Genomic DNA, 13,638 nt, shown 5'->3' with positions numbered 1-13,638 from the left:
CCCGTCCGCGCAAAGGACCGACTGCAACAGGCAGGTCTCCTGGCTCCCGGGTCAACACGTCCGCCCCGCCTTCCCGGATGCAGACGCATCCAGTGGCATGATAGGGGCGACCGCTCGCCGGTCACAGTTGCGGGGACAGCCGCGGATTACAGGGTGGATACCTGCTTCCGCGTTCCCTATTAATCCCATCTCTGGGAACCTGTCGCGCCGCCGCATTATGGCGCGCCTTTACGTTTTGCAAGGAAAATGGATCGATGTGGTGCTGACCTTCATCACCGGCGGCGCGCGGTCGGGAAAGAGCATGCGCGCCCAGATGCTGGCGGAAAGTCAGGAGGGCGACCTCGTCTATCTGGCCACCGCGCAGGCGTTCGATGACGAGATGACCGACCGGATCGCGCGGCATCAGGCGGACCGGGATGCGCGCTGGCGCACGGTCGAGTGCCCCATCGACCTGCCCGAGACAATTGCGCGCGAAGCGGGCGAAGGCCGCGTGCTGCTGGTCGATTGCCTGACCTTGTGGACCAGCAATCTGCTGCTGGGCGAGCATGATTTCGCCGCCGCCTCGCAGCAGTTGCTCGGCGCCTTGGCCAGCGCAAATTCACCGGTGATCCTGGTCAGCAACGAGGTCGGCATGGGGATCGTGCCCGACAATGCGCTGGCGCGGCAGTTTCGCGACATGGCCGGGCGGCTCAACCAGCAGGTCGCCGCAATCGCCGATCGCGCCGAGCTTGTCGTGTCGGGGCTGAGCCTGACGCTCAAGCCCTGAGCGGGCGCGCCATCCCGCTTACCAGAAAGTCGTGATCCAATAGAACAGCGCGCCGACGGCGGCCGAGGCGGGGATGGTGATCAGCCAGGCGATGACCACCCGGCCCGCCACGCCCCAGCGCACCGCCGAGGCGCGCCGCGCGGCGCCCACGCCGACGACGCAGCCGGTGATGGTGTGCGTGGTCGAGACCGGAATGCCGAAGGCGGTGGCGGCAAACAGCATCACCGATCCGCCCGACGAGGCGCAGAAGCCCTGCTGGTGCGACAGCTTGGTGATCCGCGTGCCCATCGTCTCGATGATCTTCCATCCGCCCGACAGCGTGCCCAGCGCAATCGCGACATAGCAGCTCAGCACCACCCATCCGGGCACCGCGAACTCGCCATCGAGCATGCCCTGCGAATAGAGCAGGACCGTGATGATCCCCATCGTCTTCTGCGCGTCGTTGGCGCCATGCCCCAGCGAATAGGCGGCGGACGACAGCAGGTGCAGTTTCTTGAACATGCCTTCGGCGCGCTTGGCGGTGGCGCGCAGGAAGATCCAGGACGTCATCACCACCAGCAGGATCGACAGGATCATCCCCATGGTGGGCGACAGGATGATCGCCGACGCGGTCTTGATCACCCCCGACCAGACGATGCCGTCGAGCCCGGCACGCGTCACGCCCGCGCCGATCAGCCCGCCGACCAGCGCATGGCTGGAGGACGAGGGAATGCCCTTCCACCAGGTGACGACATTCCACACCATCGCACCGACCAGCGCACCGAAGATCACCTGCGGGTTGACGATGTCGACATCGATGATGCCCTTGCCGACGGTTTCGGCGACCTTGAGCCCGAACACCCAATAGGCCGCGAAGTTGAAGAAGGCGGCGAACAGCACTGCGTGCACCGGCTTGAGCAGCCGGGTCGAGACCACGGTGGCGATCGAGTTGGCGGCATCGTGCAGCCCGTTGAGGAAGTCGAAGGCCAGTGCGAGCGCGATCAGCGCGATCAGCAGCGGCATGGCGATGATGGTGGTTTCCATGAGGGTGCGTGGAAGCTCAGGCGTGATCGATGACGAGGCCGTCGATCTCGTTGGCGACATCCTCGAACCGGTCGACCACGCGCTCGAGATGCGTGAACAGCTCGCGCTCGACGATGAAGCGCAGCGGGCTGGTCTCGCCGTGCTCCTTGTAGACCGCCTTCAGACCGCGCGCATGTATCTCGTCGGCATGGCCTTCCATGATCACCAGCCGCTCGGTCAGCTCGTGCAGCCGTCCGGCGTTGCGGTTGACGTGGCGCAGCAGCGGCAGCGCCTCGACCGTGATCCGCGCGCAATCGACGATGATCGCGGCCATGTCCTTCATTTCCTGCTTGAACTCGGTGAGCTCGTACAAATCGATGGCGCCTGCGGTCTTCTGCATCTCGTCGATCGCATCGTCCATCGATCCGATCAGGCTGGTGATCGCGCTGCGGTCGAACGGAGTGAGGAAGGTGCGGCGGACGGTCTGCAGCACCTCGCGGGTGATCAGATCGGCCTCGTGCTCGCGCTCGGTCAGCTCCTGGATGTGATCGCGCATGCCGGGTCCGCCGCCGAGCAGCCGCGCCAGCGCGTTGGATCCCGACAGCAACGTCAGCGCATGCGCCTCGAACAGCTCGAAGAAATTGCCCTGCTTGGGCAGCAGCGCCTGGACCCACTGGAACACCGCAAATTTCGGCGACGATTTTTGCAGGCCGAGGCCGAACCCGCTTTTGGCGATGCGCCGGTCGGAATCGCTGGCGCGAAACCGCCGGATCAGCTCGGCAAGCTCGGGCTCGTCGACCAGTTGCGCGGCCTCCTCGAGCGAAAACCACTGGCGCTGGCGCTGGTCCTGCTCTTCCCATTCGTCGAGCAGGTCGGTGACCGAGAACGGAAACACATCGACATCGACATTGAGCGACGCGCCGTTCTTGCGCTTCTTGCGATAGCGATAGCTGCCCAGCGGCGTCGGACAGGCGGCGCCCTGGACGCCGGCCTCTTCCTCCGCCTCGTGCGCGGCGGCGGCGTGCGGCTGCAGACCATCGATCATGTTGCCCTTGGGTAGCACCCAGCGGCGGCTCTCGCGCGAGGTGACCAGCAGGATGCTGACCGGCGCGGTCGCGTCCTCGCGGTTGGTGCGATAGGGCAGGGCAGCAATCTGGCGGATGGGGATTTCCTCTGGGCGATCGTGAATGGCGTGCGCCCGGCCGGACCCGCGCAAGCGCGGCTCTGGGCGGTGTCGATCAGGCCCGCACAGACAGGCACCACACCGGCACGCACCACACAGGCACGCACCACACCGGCACGTAACGCGCAACAAAACGGTCACATAACTGTAATGGTTGCGCCTGCAAAGCGCTATTGGCGTGGTTTTGCCAATCTGTCCGGAACAGCGGCGGGGCAGGCGAACCGTGCTGGCCGTGGCCAGGCCGCTGGCTTCAGGGCCTGGCGGCCGGATGATACCGCTCGAAGCGTCCCAGCGCGACCGATCCCGCCGAGATTCCCGGGCTGCTATAGGCAAGCTGGACGATGTCACCTGCGCACAGCATCGCGCCTGTCGTGCGGGTGATCAGCACCTGGTTGGGGTTGAGCAGCCCCGCGCCGTGCCTGACCCGGTTGATCAGCTGTCTCTGTCCGTTCATCTGATAGACGATGCCCTGGCCCGCCAGGATCCGTGTCGACCGGATCCGGTGCAACGCGATACAGTCCATTCCGGTGTCGATATCGATCTCGGATCCGGCCTCGTCGGAGACCGGGGGTACGAACCACAGGTCCTTCCCCACCGGTTCGGCAGCTTCAGCAGCCGCGGTCAGGGCGAGCATCAAGGCGGCGGCCGCAAACCAGCTTTGCAGACAATGCATGCGTATCTCCTGCCGCCAAGCCCGGGCATGGGGGCACCTTGAGGGCAAAAGGCTGGTCGCAACCTTGCCCTCAAGGTGCTACCGGATCACGGGGGGCACCATGACCGGTCCAAGCCAGCCTGGGGTGAGGCTGGCTTTGCAGATAGGACGTTGCAGCCTTGCCGAACCCGCATGCCACCGATCAAAAAAAGGACGCGCGTGCCGCTGGCGCTGCGGGTTCTTGCGCGCGGTGGCGTCTGGGTGCATGGGCCTTGCCCGCATTCCTCCTGCCTTTGAAGTGATTGCCAAGTCCGATGTCGCGCCAGGGCCTTGAAGCCGTATTGATCGCGCAGCGCGAGCCGCTGTTGCGGTTTCTGCGCGCGCGCGGCGCAGGCGATGGCGCCGAGGACATCCTGCAGGAACTGTGGCTGCGGCTGGTCAATCTGGACACCGGCCCGGTCGCCGATCCGCGCAGCTATCTGTTCCGCGCCGCCAACAACGTGATGCACGACCGCTATCGCTCGGCGCAGCGCAGCCGTCAGCGCGATGCCGACTGGATCGAGGCGCAGGGGCTGTCGGGAGAGGCATCCGATGCGCCGCAGCCCGACCGCGAGCTGATCGCCCGCGCCACGCTCGCACAGGCCGAAGCGGTGCTGGAGGCCGAGGGCGCCAGGGTGCTGCAGGTCTTCCGGCTGTTCCGCATCGAAGGCGTCGGCCAGCGCCAGATCGCGCAGGATCTGGGGGTGAGCCTGAGCGCGGTGGAGAAGGATTTGCAGAAAGCCTATCGTGCGCTGATGCGCTGGCGGGAGACGCTCGATGCGGATTGAGTGCTTTGGCGGCGTCTTTGGGTCAGGACAGACATGATGACAGACACTGGCGAACAGACCCGCCTCCAGGCGATCGATTGGGCCATCGCGACCCATGACCCGGATTTTTCCGATTGGGACGGCTTTGCCCGCTGGCTCGAGGCCGATCCGCGCCATACTACGGCCTATGATCAGGCGCTGGCCGCGGGCGCGCAGGTGGCCGAGCTTTCGGCCGAAGTCCGGCCCGCCAGGCCGCAAGCCGCCAATGACGAGGATCGCATCGCGCATCGCTCGATCGTGCGGCGGCGATGGCTGGGCGGCGCGCTCGCGGCATCCTTGCTCGCGGTCATTGCCATTCCCGCATGGCAGATGCGCCCGCAGCCTTATTCGGTGACCACCGCGATGGGCGAGCGCGAGACTGTCGATCTGCCCGATGGCAGCCGCATCGTGATGAACGGCGGCACCACGCTGGCGCTCGACCGGCGCTATCCTCGCTATGCGCGGCTGGAGACCGGCGAGGCGCTGTTCGAGGTGCGCCACAATGCCGCCGACCCGTTCGTCGTCGAAACCGGCGATGTGCAGCTGGTCGATGCCGGCACCGCGTTCAACGTGGCGCGGGTTGACGGGTCGCTGGATGTGGCGGTGTCCGAAGGGGTGGTGATCGTCAACCCGAAGGCCGAAAATGTCCGCCTGCCCGCAGGACGTCGCGCCTCGATTACAGGCGTCCATGCCGCCATCATCGTGTCGGATGTCCCGGTCGATCAGGTCGCAGGCTGGAGATCGGGCAGGCTGAGCTTTTCCGGCACCAGCCTCGCCCACGTCGCCGCGGCGCTGGAACGCGGGCTCGGCGCGCGCATCGCGGTCGATCCGTCGATTGCGGCGCGGCCGTTCAGCGGCGTAGTCCAGATCGCCGGTCGCGATTCAGCCGCGGTCGCATCGATCGCGCCGGTGCTGGGCACCCGCGCGGTGAAGCGCGGCGATGGCTGGGAGCTGGTGGGCGATAATGCGCAGCCTTAGCCTGGCACTCGCCCTGCCGTTCGCCGCTGTTGCGTCCCCTGCGCTCGCCGAGGTCCCGGTGCGGATCGATATCGCGGCAGGCAGGCTCGACGCCGCCATCATCGCGCTGGGTCGGCAGGCGGGAATCAGCATCGGCATCACCGACCGGCAGATCGGTGCCCAGCGCGTCCGGCGGCTGCGCGGCACGATGACCACCCGAGAGGCGCTCGACCGGCTGCTGCAGGCGAGCGATGCCCGCGCAGTGCGTCTGGCGCCCGATCACTGGCGGATCATGCGCGCGCCGGCCTCTGCGCGGCGCAGCGGCGCGCCGATCCGGCTGGCGATGGCGACGGCGCCCAGGCTGCCGGCCCCTGTCGAGGACATCGTGGTGACCGCGCGGCGCGCGCCGCCGGAGGACCTGACGCGGAGCGCCTACAGCCAGATCAGGCTCGAGGGCGATTTTGCGCTGGGCGGGCAGGGCCGGGGCTCGGACGCACTGGTCGACCGGCTGCCGGCTTTGGGTTCGACCCAGTTGGGGCCGGGGCGCAACCGGTTGTTCCTGCGCGCGATATCGGATTCAAGCTTCAACGGACCGACCCAGGCGGTGGTGGGCCAGTATCTCGGCTCGGCACGGCTCAACTACAACGCGCCCGATCCCGACCTCAGGCTGGTCGATCTCAACGCGGTCGAGGTGCGGCAGGGGCCGCAGGGCACGCTCTATGGCGCGGGCACATTGGGCGGCGTGATCCGGCTGCTGCCCAACCTGCCCGATTCGAACGACTGGCAGGCGGCGCAATCGCTGTCTGTCGCCGCAACCCAGCATGGCGCGCCGTCGTTCGATGGCAGCGCGATGGTCAACGTTCCCCTCGTCGAGGGCGTGGTGGGCCTGCGCGGCGTGGTCTACGGCGCGCGCGACGGCGGCTATATCGACGACCGGCTGCGCCAGCGCGATGACATCAACCGCGTCGATACCATCGGCGGGCGCGTGTTGCTGCGGATCGAGCCGGGCGCGGACTGGACCATCGACATGATGGGCGCGGCGCAGGACATCGACGGACGCGACAGCCAGTTCGCCGACCGTGCGGGCGACAGGCTCGACCGCGCGAGCCCCTTTGCACAGCCCTTTCGCAGCCAGTTTCTGCTCGGCCAGCTGGCGGTGGGCAAGCAGTGGGACGCATTCGAGCTGCTGTCGACGACCACCGTGACCGGGCTTGACCTCAGCGAGACCTTCGATGCCACCATCCCCGGGCTGGAGCCCAGCCTGTTTCGCCAGCGCGGCGAAACCCGGCTGGTGACCAACGAGACCCGGCTGTCGGGCGAGGCGGCGGGCGGTGTCGGCTGGCTGGTCGGCACCAGCCTGCTGAGCAACCGCTACCGCATCCGCCGCACCCGCGGCGATATCGTGCGGGCGAGGGCGATCACGGGGGTCGAAAACCGGGTCGATGAGGCCACCGCTTATGCCGATCTCGCGATCCCGGCAGCCGACCGGCTGTTTCTCGATATCGGTGCGCGGCTCAGCCATATGCGGCTGTCGGGCGAAGCGCTCGATACCCCTTTATTGTCCCTTGCCGCGCAGGCGCGCAGCAATGCAAGACGCACCCAGACCGCATTTCTGCCGTCGGCGGGGCTGCGCTATCGGCTGTCGGATGGCCTGTCCGCCCATGCGCGCTATCAGGAAGGCTTCCGTCCCGGCGGCATCGGCGTGCGCGACCTGATGGTGCGGCGCTACCGGCCCGACACCGTGTCGGCGGTGGAGGCAGGGCTCGCCTTTTCCGCCAGCACCTTCAGCGGCGATGTGACGCTCGCTTATACCCGCTGGCGCAACATCCAGGCTGACCTGATCGATATCAGCGGGCTGCCGGCGACCGAGAATATCGGCAACGGCCGCATCGTCACGCTCGATGCCACATTGGCCTGGCAGCCGGTGCGCGCGGTATCGATCGAAGCCTCGGCGGTCTGGGCCGACAGCCGTCTGGTGTCGCCCTCGGCCGGCATATTCGTGCTGCCCGCCAACCGCGTGGGGTTCGATTTCGCCAGCATCCCCGAAGGTGCGGTGATAGCCGACAGCAACGATCTGCCCAATGTCGCGCGGCTGTCCGGACGACTGGGCAGCAGCTACCGGGCCACGCTGGGCGATACAGGCGACCTCACCGTCAGCGGGTCGTTGCGCTATACCGGACGCTCGCGGCTTGGCATCGGGCCGGTGCTGGGGGTGGAGCAGGGCGACGTTCTCGATACCAGCCTGTCGGTCAGCCTGGCGCGCGATCGCAGCACCTTCTGGATCCAGGCGACCAATCTGCTCGATGCGCGTGGCAACCGCTTCGCCCTGGGCTCGCCGTTCACGCTGCCCTTTGGCGAGCAGATCACGCCGCTGCGTCCGCGCACCGTGCGGATCGGCGCCGACTTCAGCTTCTGAGATAACTTATCTTTGTTTTTGAGAAGGTTGGCGGAAAATCCGTCCGCCCCACGGGCTTTGTCGTGCGGGTCTGATTCCTTTGCAGCGTCTTGGTGAGTGAAACCACTCTCCTCCCCAAGTCCCGAAAGGAAGATCATGCGCCTCTTGCTGGCCTGTACCTGTCTGACCCCGATTTCGCTGATGCTGCCGCACGCTGCGGCGCTTGCCCAGACCAGCGTGACCACCGCGCGCACCACGCCGATCGCGACCTCCAGCGCAAACAATGGCGCCGCCGACAGCATCAGGATCACCTCGACCGGTTCGGTCAAGCCGGCATCCGGCGTGGCGGTGACCATCGACAGCAACCACAACGTCACCAACGAAGGCACCATCCAGACCACCGACGCCAGCAATTCCGCCGGAATTCTCGCGGTGGCCGGGACCAGCGGCACGATCACCAACTCGGGTGTCATCGTCCTCGATGAAAACTACACCCCGACCGACACCGACAATGACGGCGATATCGACGGACCCTATGCGCAGGGACAGAACCGGTTCGGCATTCGCACGCTGGGGGCGCTGACCGGTTCGGTGATCCACAGCGGATCGATCACCATCGAAGGCAACACCAGCGCCGGGATCAGCCTGGAAGGACCGCTCACCGGATCGCTGGTCAGCAGTGGCACGATATCGATGCTGGGCGACAATTCGGCCGGCATGCGCGCCGGTGCGGTCAGCGGCAACGTCGCGCTCACCGGGACGATTGCCGCAACCGGGGCCAATTCGATGGCGGTCTCGCTCACCGGACCGATCGGCGGCGCACTGACCGTGCAGGGCACCGTGACCGCCACCGGCTATCGCACCACCACCCCGCCTGCCGATCCCAGCAAGCTTGATGCCGACGACCTGTTGCAGGGTGGCCCTGCGCTGCAGATCGCAGGCTCGGTCGCAGGCGGCATCCTGTTCGATGCGCCGCCGCCCAACACCAATCCGGACGACAAGGACGAAGACAAGGACGGCATCGACGACGACAAGGAAGGCACCGCCACGGTCACCGCGTTCGGGTCTGCCGCGGCGGTCCAGATCGGATCCACGAGCGAGGACATCACCATCGGTGCGGTCGCCGGAACCGCAGCGGCGGGCAACGGTCTGGTGCTCAAGGGCCGTGTCGTGGGCAGCGGCGTCTACAAGGATGTCGCGGGCAACGGCCTGGTGATCGGCGGCCTGGGCCACGCGACCACCATCACCGGCGGCGTGCTCAATACAGGTGCGATTGGCGCCCAGTCGAACGGTGGAAATGCCACCGCGATCCGCATCGGCAATCTGGCCAGCGTGCCTGCGCTGCGCAACACCGGTGCGATCGAGGCGGCAGGCGGCAGTGTCGCGGGCAACCAGGTCCGCGCGCTCGTCATCGATGCTGCAGGAACGCTGACCAGCGTGACCAACACCGGCAAGATCGCAGCGACGGCAGCAGGCGACGGGTCGGCAGCCGCGATCGTCGATCTTTCAGGATCGCTGCGCAGCGTCGAAAATACCGGTGCGATCAGCGCTGTCGCTGCCAAGCCCGCCGCAGGCCGGGCGACCGCGATCGATCTGGCCGCCAACACCACCGGCACCACCATCCGGCAGAGCGCCGCGACTCCGACCGGGCGCCCCTCGATCACCGGCGATATCCGGCTGGGATCGGGCGATGACCTGCTCGAGGTGAATGCCGGCACGGTCACCGGCGCGATGCTGTTCGGCGCTGGCAGCAATCGGCTGACGGCGAGCGGCGAAGCTGCGCTCACCGGCGATGCGACGTTCGGCTCGGGCGCCGATACGGTGCAGCTTGCGGGCAAGTCGGCGCTGGTCGGCAAGCTCGATATGGGCGGCGGCAATGACACTCTGGCGATATCGGGGACCGCGCGGTTCCGCGGAACGCTCGCAGGCGCCGGCCAGACGGCGGTGACGGTGTCGGGCGGATCGCTCAGCATCGCCAGCCCCGGCACCGTGGCTCTCGGGTCGCTCGCCGTGGCCGACAAGGGCCTGATCGGTGTCACCATCGATGGCCAGGCGGGAACTTTCACCAAGATCGACGTCGCGGGAGCCGCCAGCTTTGCCGAAGGCTCGCGGCTCGGGGTGACGCTGGTCAATGTCAGCAAGTCGGAAGGCACCTATCAGGTCCTCTCCGCCGGATCGCTGACCGGCAGCGCCAACATCGTGGCAGCCGGCATCGACTTGCCGTTCCTGTTCAAGTCCACCGTGGCGGGCAGCGATGCTGCAGGCACCGTATCGGTCGACATCAAGCGCAAGACGGCAACCGAGCTCAGCCTCTCGGGGTCGCAGGCGCGCGCTTATGATGCGGTGTTCAAGGCGCTGGACAGCGACGCTGCGGTGGCCGGCAGCTTCCTTGCCATCAGCAATGCCGAGCAGGCCGGAGAGGCGCTGCAGCAGATGCTTCCCGACCATGCCGGAGGCACCTTTGCCACGGTGACCCAGGGTTCGCGCGCGACCGCGCGGTTCCTCACCGACACGTCGGCGCCCTATAGCGATCAGGGCGGCTGGGGCTTCTGGCTGCAGCAGACGGTCTGGGGCAGCGCCAAGGATCGGCAAGAGACCGCATCGTTCGACACCAGCGACTGGGGCGCCACCGGTGGCGTTGAAATCAAGGCCGGCGATGTCGGCAGGTTCGGCGTCTCGCTGGCGTATCTCAACGGCAAGAACGAGGACAACAATCTGGCCAACGAGATGCGGTCGAACCAGTATGAGCTCGCTGCTCACTGGCGCGGCGACTGGGGGCCGGTGCGCGCCTTTGCGCGGGGCTCGTTCGCGCAGATCGACTTTGACGGCACGCGCCGTTTCGCCTTCGCCAACGGGACCGATGTGGTCGAGCGGGTCAGCGACGGCGAATGGTCCGGGCAACTCTACAGCGCGTCGGCGGGGTTGGCGTATGAAGCGAAGATCGGGCGGTTTGCGCTGCGCCCTTCGGCATCGATCGATTATTACCGGCTCGACGAGGACGGCTATGCCGAAACCGGCGGCGGCGATGCGTTCAACCTGACGGTCGACAAGCGCAGCAGCGACGAGATCGCGGTCAACGGCACTTTGGTGGCGGGCTATGATCTGGGCAGCCTGGCCGCCGACGAGGTGTGGCTGCGCGTCGAAGTCGAGGGCGGCCGCCGTCAGATCATCGGCGGATCGCTGGGCGAAACGACCGCGCGGTTCAAGGGCGGCGAAACGTTCACGCTTATCCCCGATGCGCGCAGCGACGGCTGGATCGGCGGGCTGCGCCTGGTCGGTGGCCAAGGCGGGTTTTCGCTCGCCGGCGAACTGGGCGGCGAAGAGCAATACGACCGGCTCGCGCTCAACGCCCGCGTCTCGCTGCGGGTGGGCTTCTGACGCTTAACATTGGTCTGTAACCTGGCGCTGCGACGGTCGGTCCGCTGGCCGTCGCGCCCAGGTCTGCAGCGCATCCGGGGTGGTCGTTATCACGCACGGCGACCACCCCGGATGACCGCAGCGCTCATCTTGCGATCACGCTGCCGTCATTCGCCCATCAGCGCCCACATCGCCACCATCAGCGCGATCGTGGTCAAAGTCAGCAGCCACGCAAGCAGCCGGATCCGCATCGGCTTGAGCGCGCTCACCTGATGCGCGTCGAGCCGGTCCACGATCCGGCGCGCCCGGCGCTCGGCCGAGAGGAAGATATAGATCGCCACCAGCAGGAACGCGCTGGCAATCGATTTGGGAATCCAGTCCGGGTTCAGCGTGCGAAACAGCGCATGAAAGCCCAGCGCGATGCCCACCGCAGCCATGCCGGTGCGGACCCAGCCGGCAAAGCTGCGTTCATGCGCCAATATGGTGCGGTCCTCGGCATAATCGGTCCGGTCCTGCGCCAGCTCGGTTCGGTCATCTGTGCTCATTGCGGTCCTGTCACGCCTGAAAAATCCATTCCCGTGCTCCCCGGTACTTCGGCGGGGGAATCTGCGTTTCGCCCGAGCGCGCTAAGCGGTTTCGGCCGCTTCGAACTGAACGCGGTTGCGATTGAGCGACCCCGGCGACGTTGTGGCGACGTGCCGCAGCACCGCTTCGCGAACATCGCAGCGCATGTCGAACAGCTCCGATCCGTTGCGGCCGCTCATCAGCACGCGCAGTTCCACCACGTCGCGGTTCATGTCGGTAACCTGCAGCATCGCCACCCGCTTGTCCCACAAGGGGTGTTTGCGAACCTGCTCGACGGCAAAGCTGCGGATGCCGTCGATATCGGCGGCATGGTCGAGATACAGCATCACGGTTCCGAGCAGGTGACTGGTCTCGCGCGTCCAGTTTTCGATGGTGTCGTCCAGCAGCTTGGAGACAGGAATCACCAGGCGGCGATCATCCCAGATCTTGAGCACGACATAGGTCAGCGTGATCTCCTCGACCCGGCCCCATTCGCCCTGATAAACCACGACATCGTCGATGCGCACCGGTTCGGTGAATGCAAGCTGGATCCCTGCGACAAGATTCTTCAGCAGCGGCTGCGCGGCGATACCGAAGGCAAGCCCGGCGATGCCTGCGGACGCGACCAGCGCGACGCCGATCTCGCGGACCTCGGGGATCTTGAGCAGCAACAGGCCCAGGCTGATCAGGATCACCACCACGGTCGCGATCCGGGCGAGAATGTCGGCGCGGGTGCGTCTGCGCCGCGCGGTCAGGTTGTCGGTGGCAGACAGATCGGAGCGCGCACTGATATAGCCATGGATGAAGCGGATGATCGCGATGACCAGCCAGCCCCACAGCAGTGGCATGACGATCCGGACGACACCGGTGACGAATGCGGCTTCATCGCGAAAGTCTGCCACCAGCCGATCGGCCGACAGCAGCGCCAGCGCGACCATGATCCAGCGCAGCGGACGGCGCACCGAGGCGAGCAGCGCCTCGTCCTGCCCGGTGCGCGTGCGCCGCGCGATCCGGGCGATGACGAACACCAGCAGCCAGTGCAGCAGCAGCGCGGCCAGCACCAAAGCCGCCACCACCACCGGCGTGCGGGCGATCGTCCAGATTTCGGAATATTCCATTGTCACACCCAACGTCCGGCTCGGCGCGAGGTTTCATGCGCCCCGGCGGCTCGTCAGCGACGTCGATGCGCAGCGCTCAGAGCAGCGGCTGATAATGAACCTGCTCGGCGAGGTCGTCGGGATCGGTCAGTGTCAGCTGGCTGTTGACCAGACGGATCACGCTGTCCGCCCGCATCTGCTGCAGCGTGCGGTTGACGTGAACCGAGGAAATGCCGACGAGGTCGGCGAGCAGCTCCTGGGTCAGCGGCATGCGATAGGCGTTGCGCGCACCCATGCCGCGGATCGCGAGGCGCTCGCCGAGTTCCAGGAACAGGTGCGCCATGCGCTCATAGGCGTTCAGGCAGCCCAGCCGGAAGATGCTGTTCTCAAGCTGCTGCTCGAACAGCGCGGACTCGCTCTGCGCGACCTCGCTGTCGGCTGAGGTGGTGAACTCGATGAACGACGCCCGGGTCACCGACATCACCGAATGATAGAAGCTGGGCTGGCTCTGGCGCCAAACCCCGATGATCTCGCCGGGCAGATACAGATTGGTCAACTGCCTGCGACCATCGACCGTAATCCGGTAACCGGCGCACCAGCCTTCCAGCAGCAACCTGGGCCGCAAGATGGTGTCGCCCTGCTGGATGAAATCGCATCGCGGGTGCACCGATGTCTGACAGTGGCGATTATAGGCCGGAAGGGGAGCAGGCGTATGCACAGATAAGGTCATGGACTCGACTTTCGCTAACGATCCCTCCTGCTAGAAACTTTCATTTTGTTCATCCGGCTTCGTTATACTGGTTTAACCTCAGACGGTCTG

11 protein-coding genes and 1 riboswitch are annotated in these 13,638 nt (G+C 66.5%); of the genes, 5 read left to right on the top strand and 6 right to left on the bottom strand.

All coding sequences use genetic code 11. The features are described 5' to 3' along the window. Window positions 1-11 precede the first annotated feature (11 nt). A riboswitch (cobalamin riboswitch) is annotated at window positions 12-218 on the bottom strand. Beyond that, the gene (cobU, locus tag QUV11_RS06850) at window positions 218-766 is read left to right on the top strand and encodes a bifunctional adenosylcobinamide kinase/adenosylcobinamide-phosphate guanylyltransferase (RefSeq protein ID WP_300881228.1); all 549 of its coding nucleotides are present in this window, start codon (window positions 218-220) and stop codon (window positions 764-766) included. Its footprint overlaps the riboswitch before it by 1 nt. 18 nt (window positions 767-784) lie before the next feature. Here the strand turns inward: cobU and QUV11_RS06845 are convergent, their stop codons facing one another. The 3 genes from QUV11_RS06845 to QUV11_RS06835 form a co-directional block, all read right to left on the bottom strand. Next, window positions 785-1,789, bottom strand: coding sequence for an inorganic phosphate transporter (locus QUV11_RS06845; RefSeq protein ID WP_300881227.1), 1,005 nt, complete (start codon window positions 1,787-1,789; stop codon window positions 785-787). A gap of 16 nt (window positions 1,790-1,805) precedes the next feature. Beyond that, the gene (locus QUV11_RS06840; protein ID WP_300881226.1) at window positions 1,806-2,984 is read right to left on the bottom strand and encodes a DUF47 family protein; all 1,179 of its coding nucleotides are present in this window, start codon (window positions 2,982-2,984) and stop codon (window positions 1,806-1,808) included. A 217-nt stretch (window positions 2,985-3,201) separates the two neighbouring features. Further along, window positions 3,202-3,624, bottom strand: a complete 423-nt coding sequence (locus QUV11_RS06835; protein WP_300881225.1) for a hypothetical protein — start codon at window positions 3,622-3,624, stop codon at window positions 3,202-3,204. Window positions 3,625-3,917: 293 nt separating this feature from the next. Between QUV11_RS06835 and QUV11_RS06830 the strand changes: the two genes are divergently transcribed. The 4 genes from QUV11_RS06830 to QUV11_RS06815 all read left to right on the top strand — a co-directional run bounded on the left by QUV11_RS06830 (window position 3,918) and on the right by QUV11_RS06815 (window position 11,178). Next, window positions 3,918-4,430 (top strand): RNA polymerase sigma factor, encoded by a 513-nt coding sequence (locus tag QUV11_RS06830; RefSeq protein ID WP_300881224.1) that lies wholly within the window; start codon window positions 3,918-3,920, stop codon window positions 4,428-4,430. A 36-nt stretch (window positions 4,431-4,466) separates the two neighbouring features. Beyond that, window positions 4,467-5,426, top strand: coding sequence for a FecR domain-containing protein (locus tag QUV11_RS06825; RefSeq protein WP_300881223.1), 960 nt, complete (start codon window positions 4,467-4,469; stop codon window positions 5,424-5,426). Next, window positions 5,413-7,821: a TonB-dependent receptor gene (locus QUV11_RS06820; protein ID WP_300881222.1), complete on the top strand. Its 2,409-nt coding sequence runs from the start codon at window positions 5,413-5,415 to the stop codon at window positions 7,819-7,821. Before QUV11_RS06825 ends, QUV11_RS06820 begins: the two co-directional genes overlap by 14 nt. Window positions 7,822-7,956: 135 nt before the next feature. Next, on the top strand, window positions 7,957-11,178 hold the full coding sequence (locus tag QUV11_RS06815; protein WP_300881221.1) for an autotransporter domain-containing protein: 3,222 nt from the start codon (window positions 7,957-7,959) through the stop codon (window positions 11,176-11,178). Between the two features lie 146 nt (window positions 11,179-11,324). Here the strand turns inward: QUV11_RS06815 and QUV11_RS06810 are convergent, their stop codons facing one another. From QUV11_RS06810 to QUV11_RS06800, 3 genes are all read right to left on the bottom strand, one after another. Continuing rightward, window positions 11,325-11,702: a DUF202 domain-containing protein gene (locus tag QUV11_RS06810; RefSeq protein ID WP_300881220.1), complete on the bottom strand. Its 378-nt coding sequence runs from the start codon at window positions 11,700-11,702 to the stop codon at window positions 11,325-11,327. Between the two features lie 81 nt (window positions 11,703-11,783). Then, complete coding sequence (locus tag QUV11_RS06805) at window positions 11,784-12,839, bottom strand: mechanosensitive ion channel domain-containing protein (RefSeq protein WP_300881219.1); 1,056 nt, start codon at window positions 12,837-12,839, stop codon at window positions 11,784-11,786. A 76-nt stretch (window positions 12,840-12,915) separates the two neighbouring features. Beyond that, a complete protein-coding gene (locus QUV11_RS06800; protein WP_300881218.1) occupies window positions 12,916-13,548 on the bottom strand; it encodes a Crp/Fnr family transcriptional regulator in 633 nt (210 codons plus the stop codon). Between the last annotated feature and the right edge of the window lie 90 nt (window positions 13,549-13,638).

The sequence above is a fragment of the Blastomonas sp. genome, assembly GCF_030373265.1.
Classification (GTDB): Bacteria; Pseudomonadota; Alphaproteobacteria; order Sphingomonadales; family Sphingomonadaceae; genus Blastomonas.
Note: the sequence above shows the minus strand (reverse complement) of the source record. Positions and strands in the feature narration are given on the sequence as shown.

Coding starts and splice junctions, on each gene's coding strand:
- cobU (WP_300881228.1), top strand. CDS start 218: ATGGCGCGCCTTTACGTTTTGCAAGGAAAATGGATCGATGTGGTGCTG.
- QUV11_RS06845 (WP_300881227.1), bottom strand. CDS start 1,789: ATGGAAACCACCATCATCGCCATGCCGCTGCTGATCGCGCTGATCGCG.
- QUV11_RS06835 (WP_300881225.1), bottom strand. CDS start 3,624: ATGCATTGTCTGCAAAGCTGGTTTGCGGCCGCCGCCTTGATGCTCGCC.
- QUV11_RS06830 (WP_300881224.1), top strand. CDS start 3,918: ATGTCGCGCCAGGGCCTTGAAGCCGTATTGATCGCGCAGCGCGAGCCG.
- QUV11_RS06825 (WP_300881223.1), top strand. CDS start 4,467: ATGACAGACACTGGCGAACAGACCCGCCTCCAGGCGATCGATTGGGCC.
- QUV11_RS06820 (WP_300881222.1), top strand. CDS start 5,413: ATGCGCAGCCTTAGCCTGGCACTCGCCCTGCCGTTCGCCGCTGTTGCG.
- QUV11_RS06815 (WP_300881221.1), top strand. CDS start 7,957: ATGCGCCTCTTGCTGGCCTGTACCTGTCTGACCCCGATTTCGCTGATG.
- QUV11_RS06810 (WP_300881220.1), bottom strand. CDS start 11,702: ATGAGCACAGATGACCGAACCGAGCTGGCGCAGGACCGGACCGATTAT.
- QUV11_RS06805 (WP_300881219.1), bottom strand. CDS start 12,839: ATGGAATATTCCGAAATCTGGACGATCGCCCGCACGCCGGTGGTGGTG.
- QUV11_RS06800 (WP_300881218.1), bottom strand. CDS start 13,548: ATGACCTTATCTGTGCATACGCCTGCTCCCCTTCCGGCCTATAATCGC.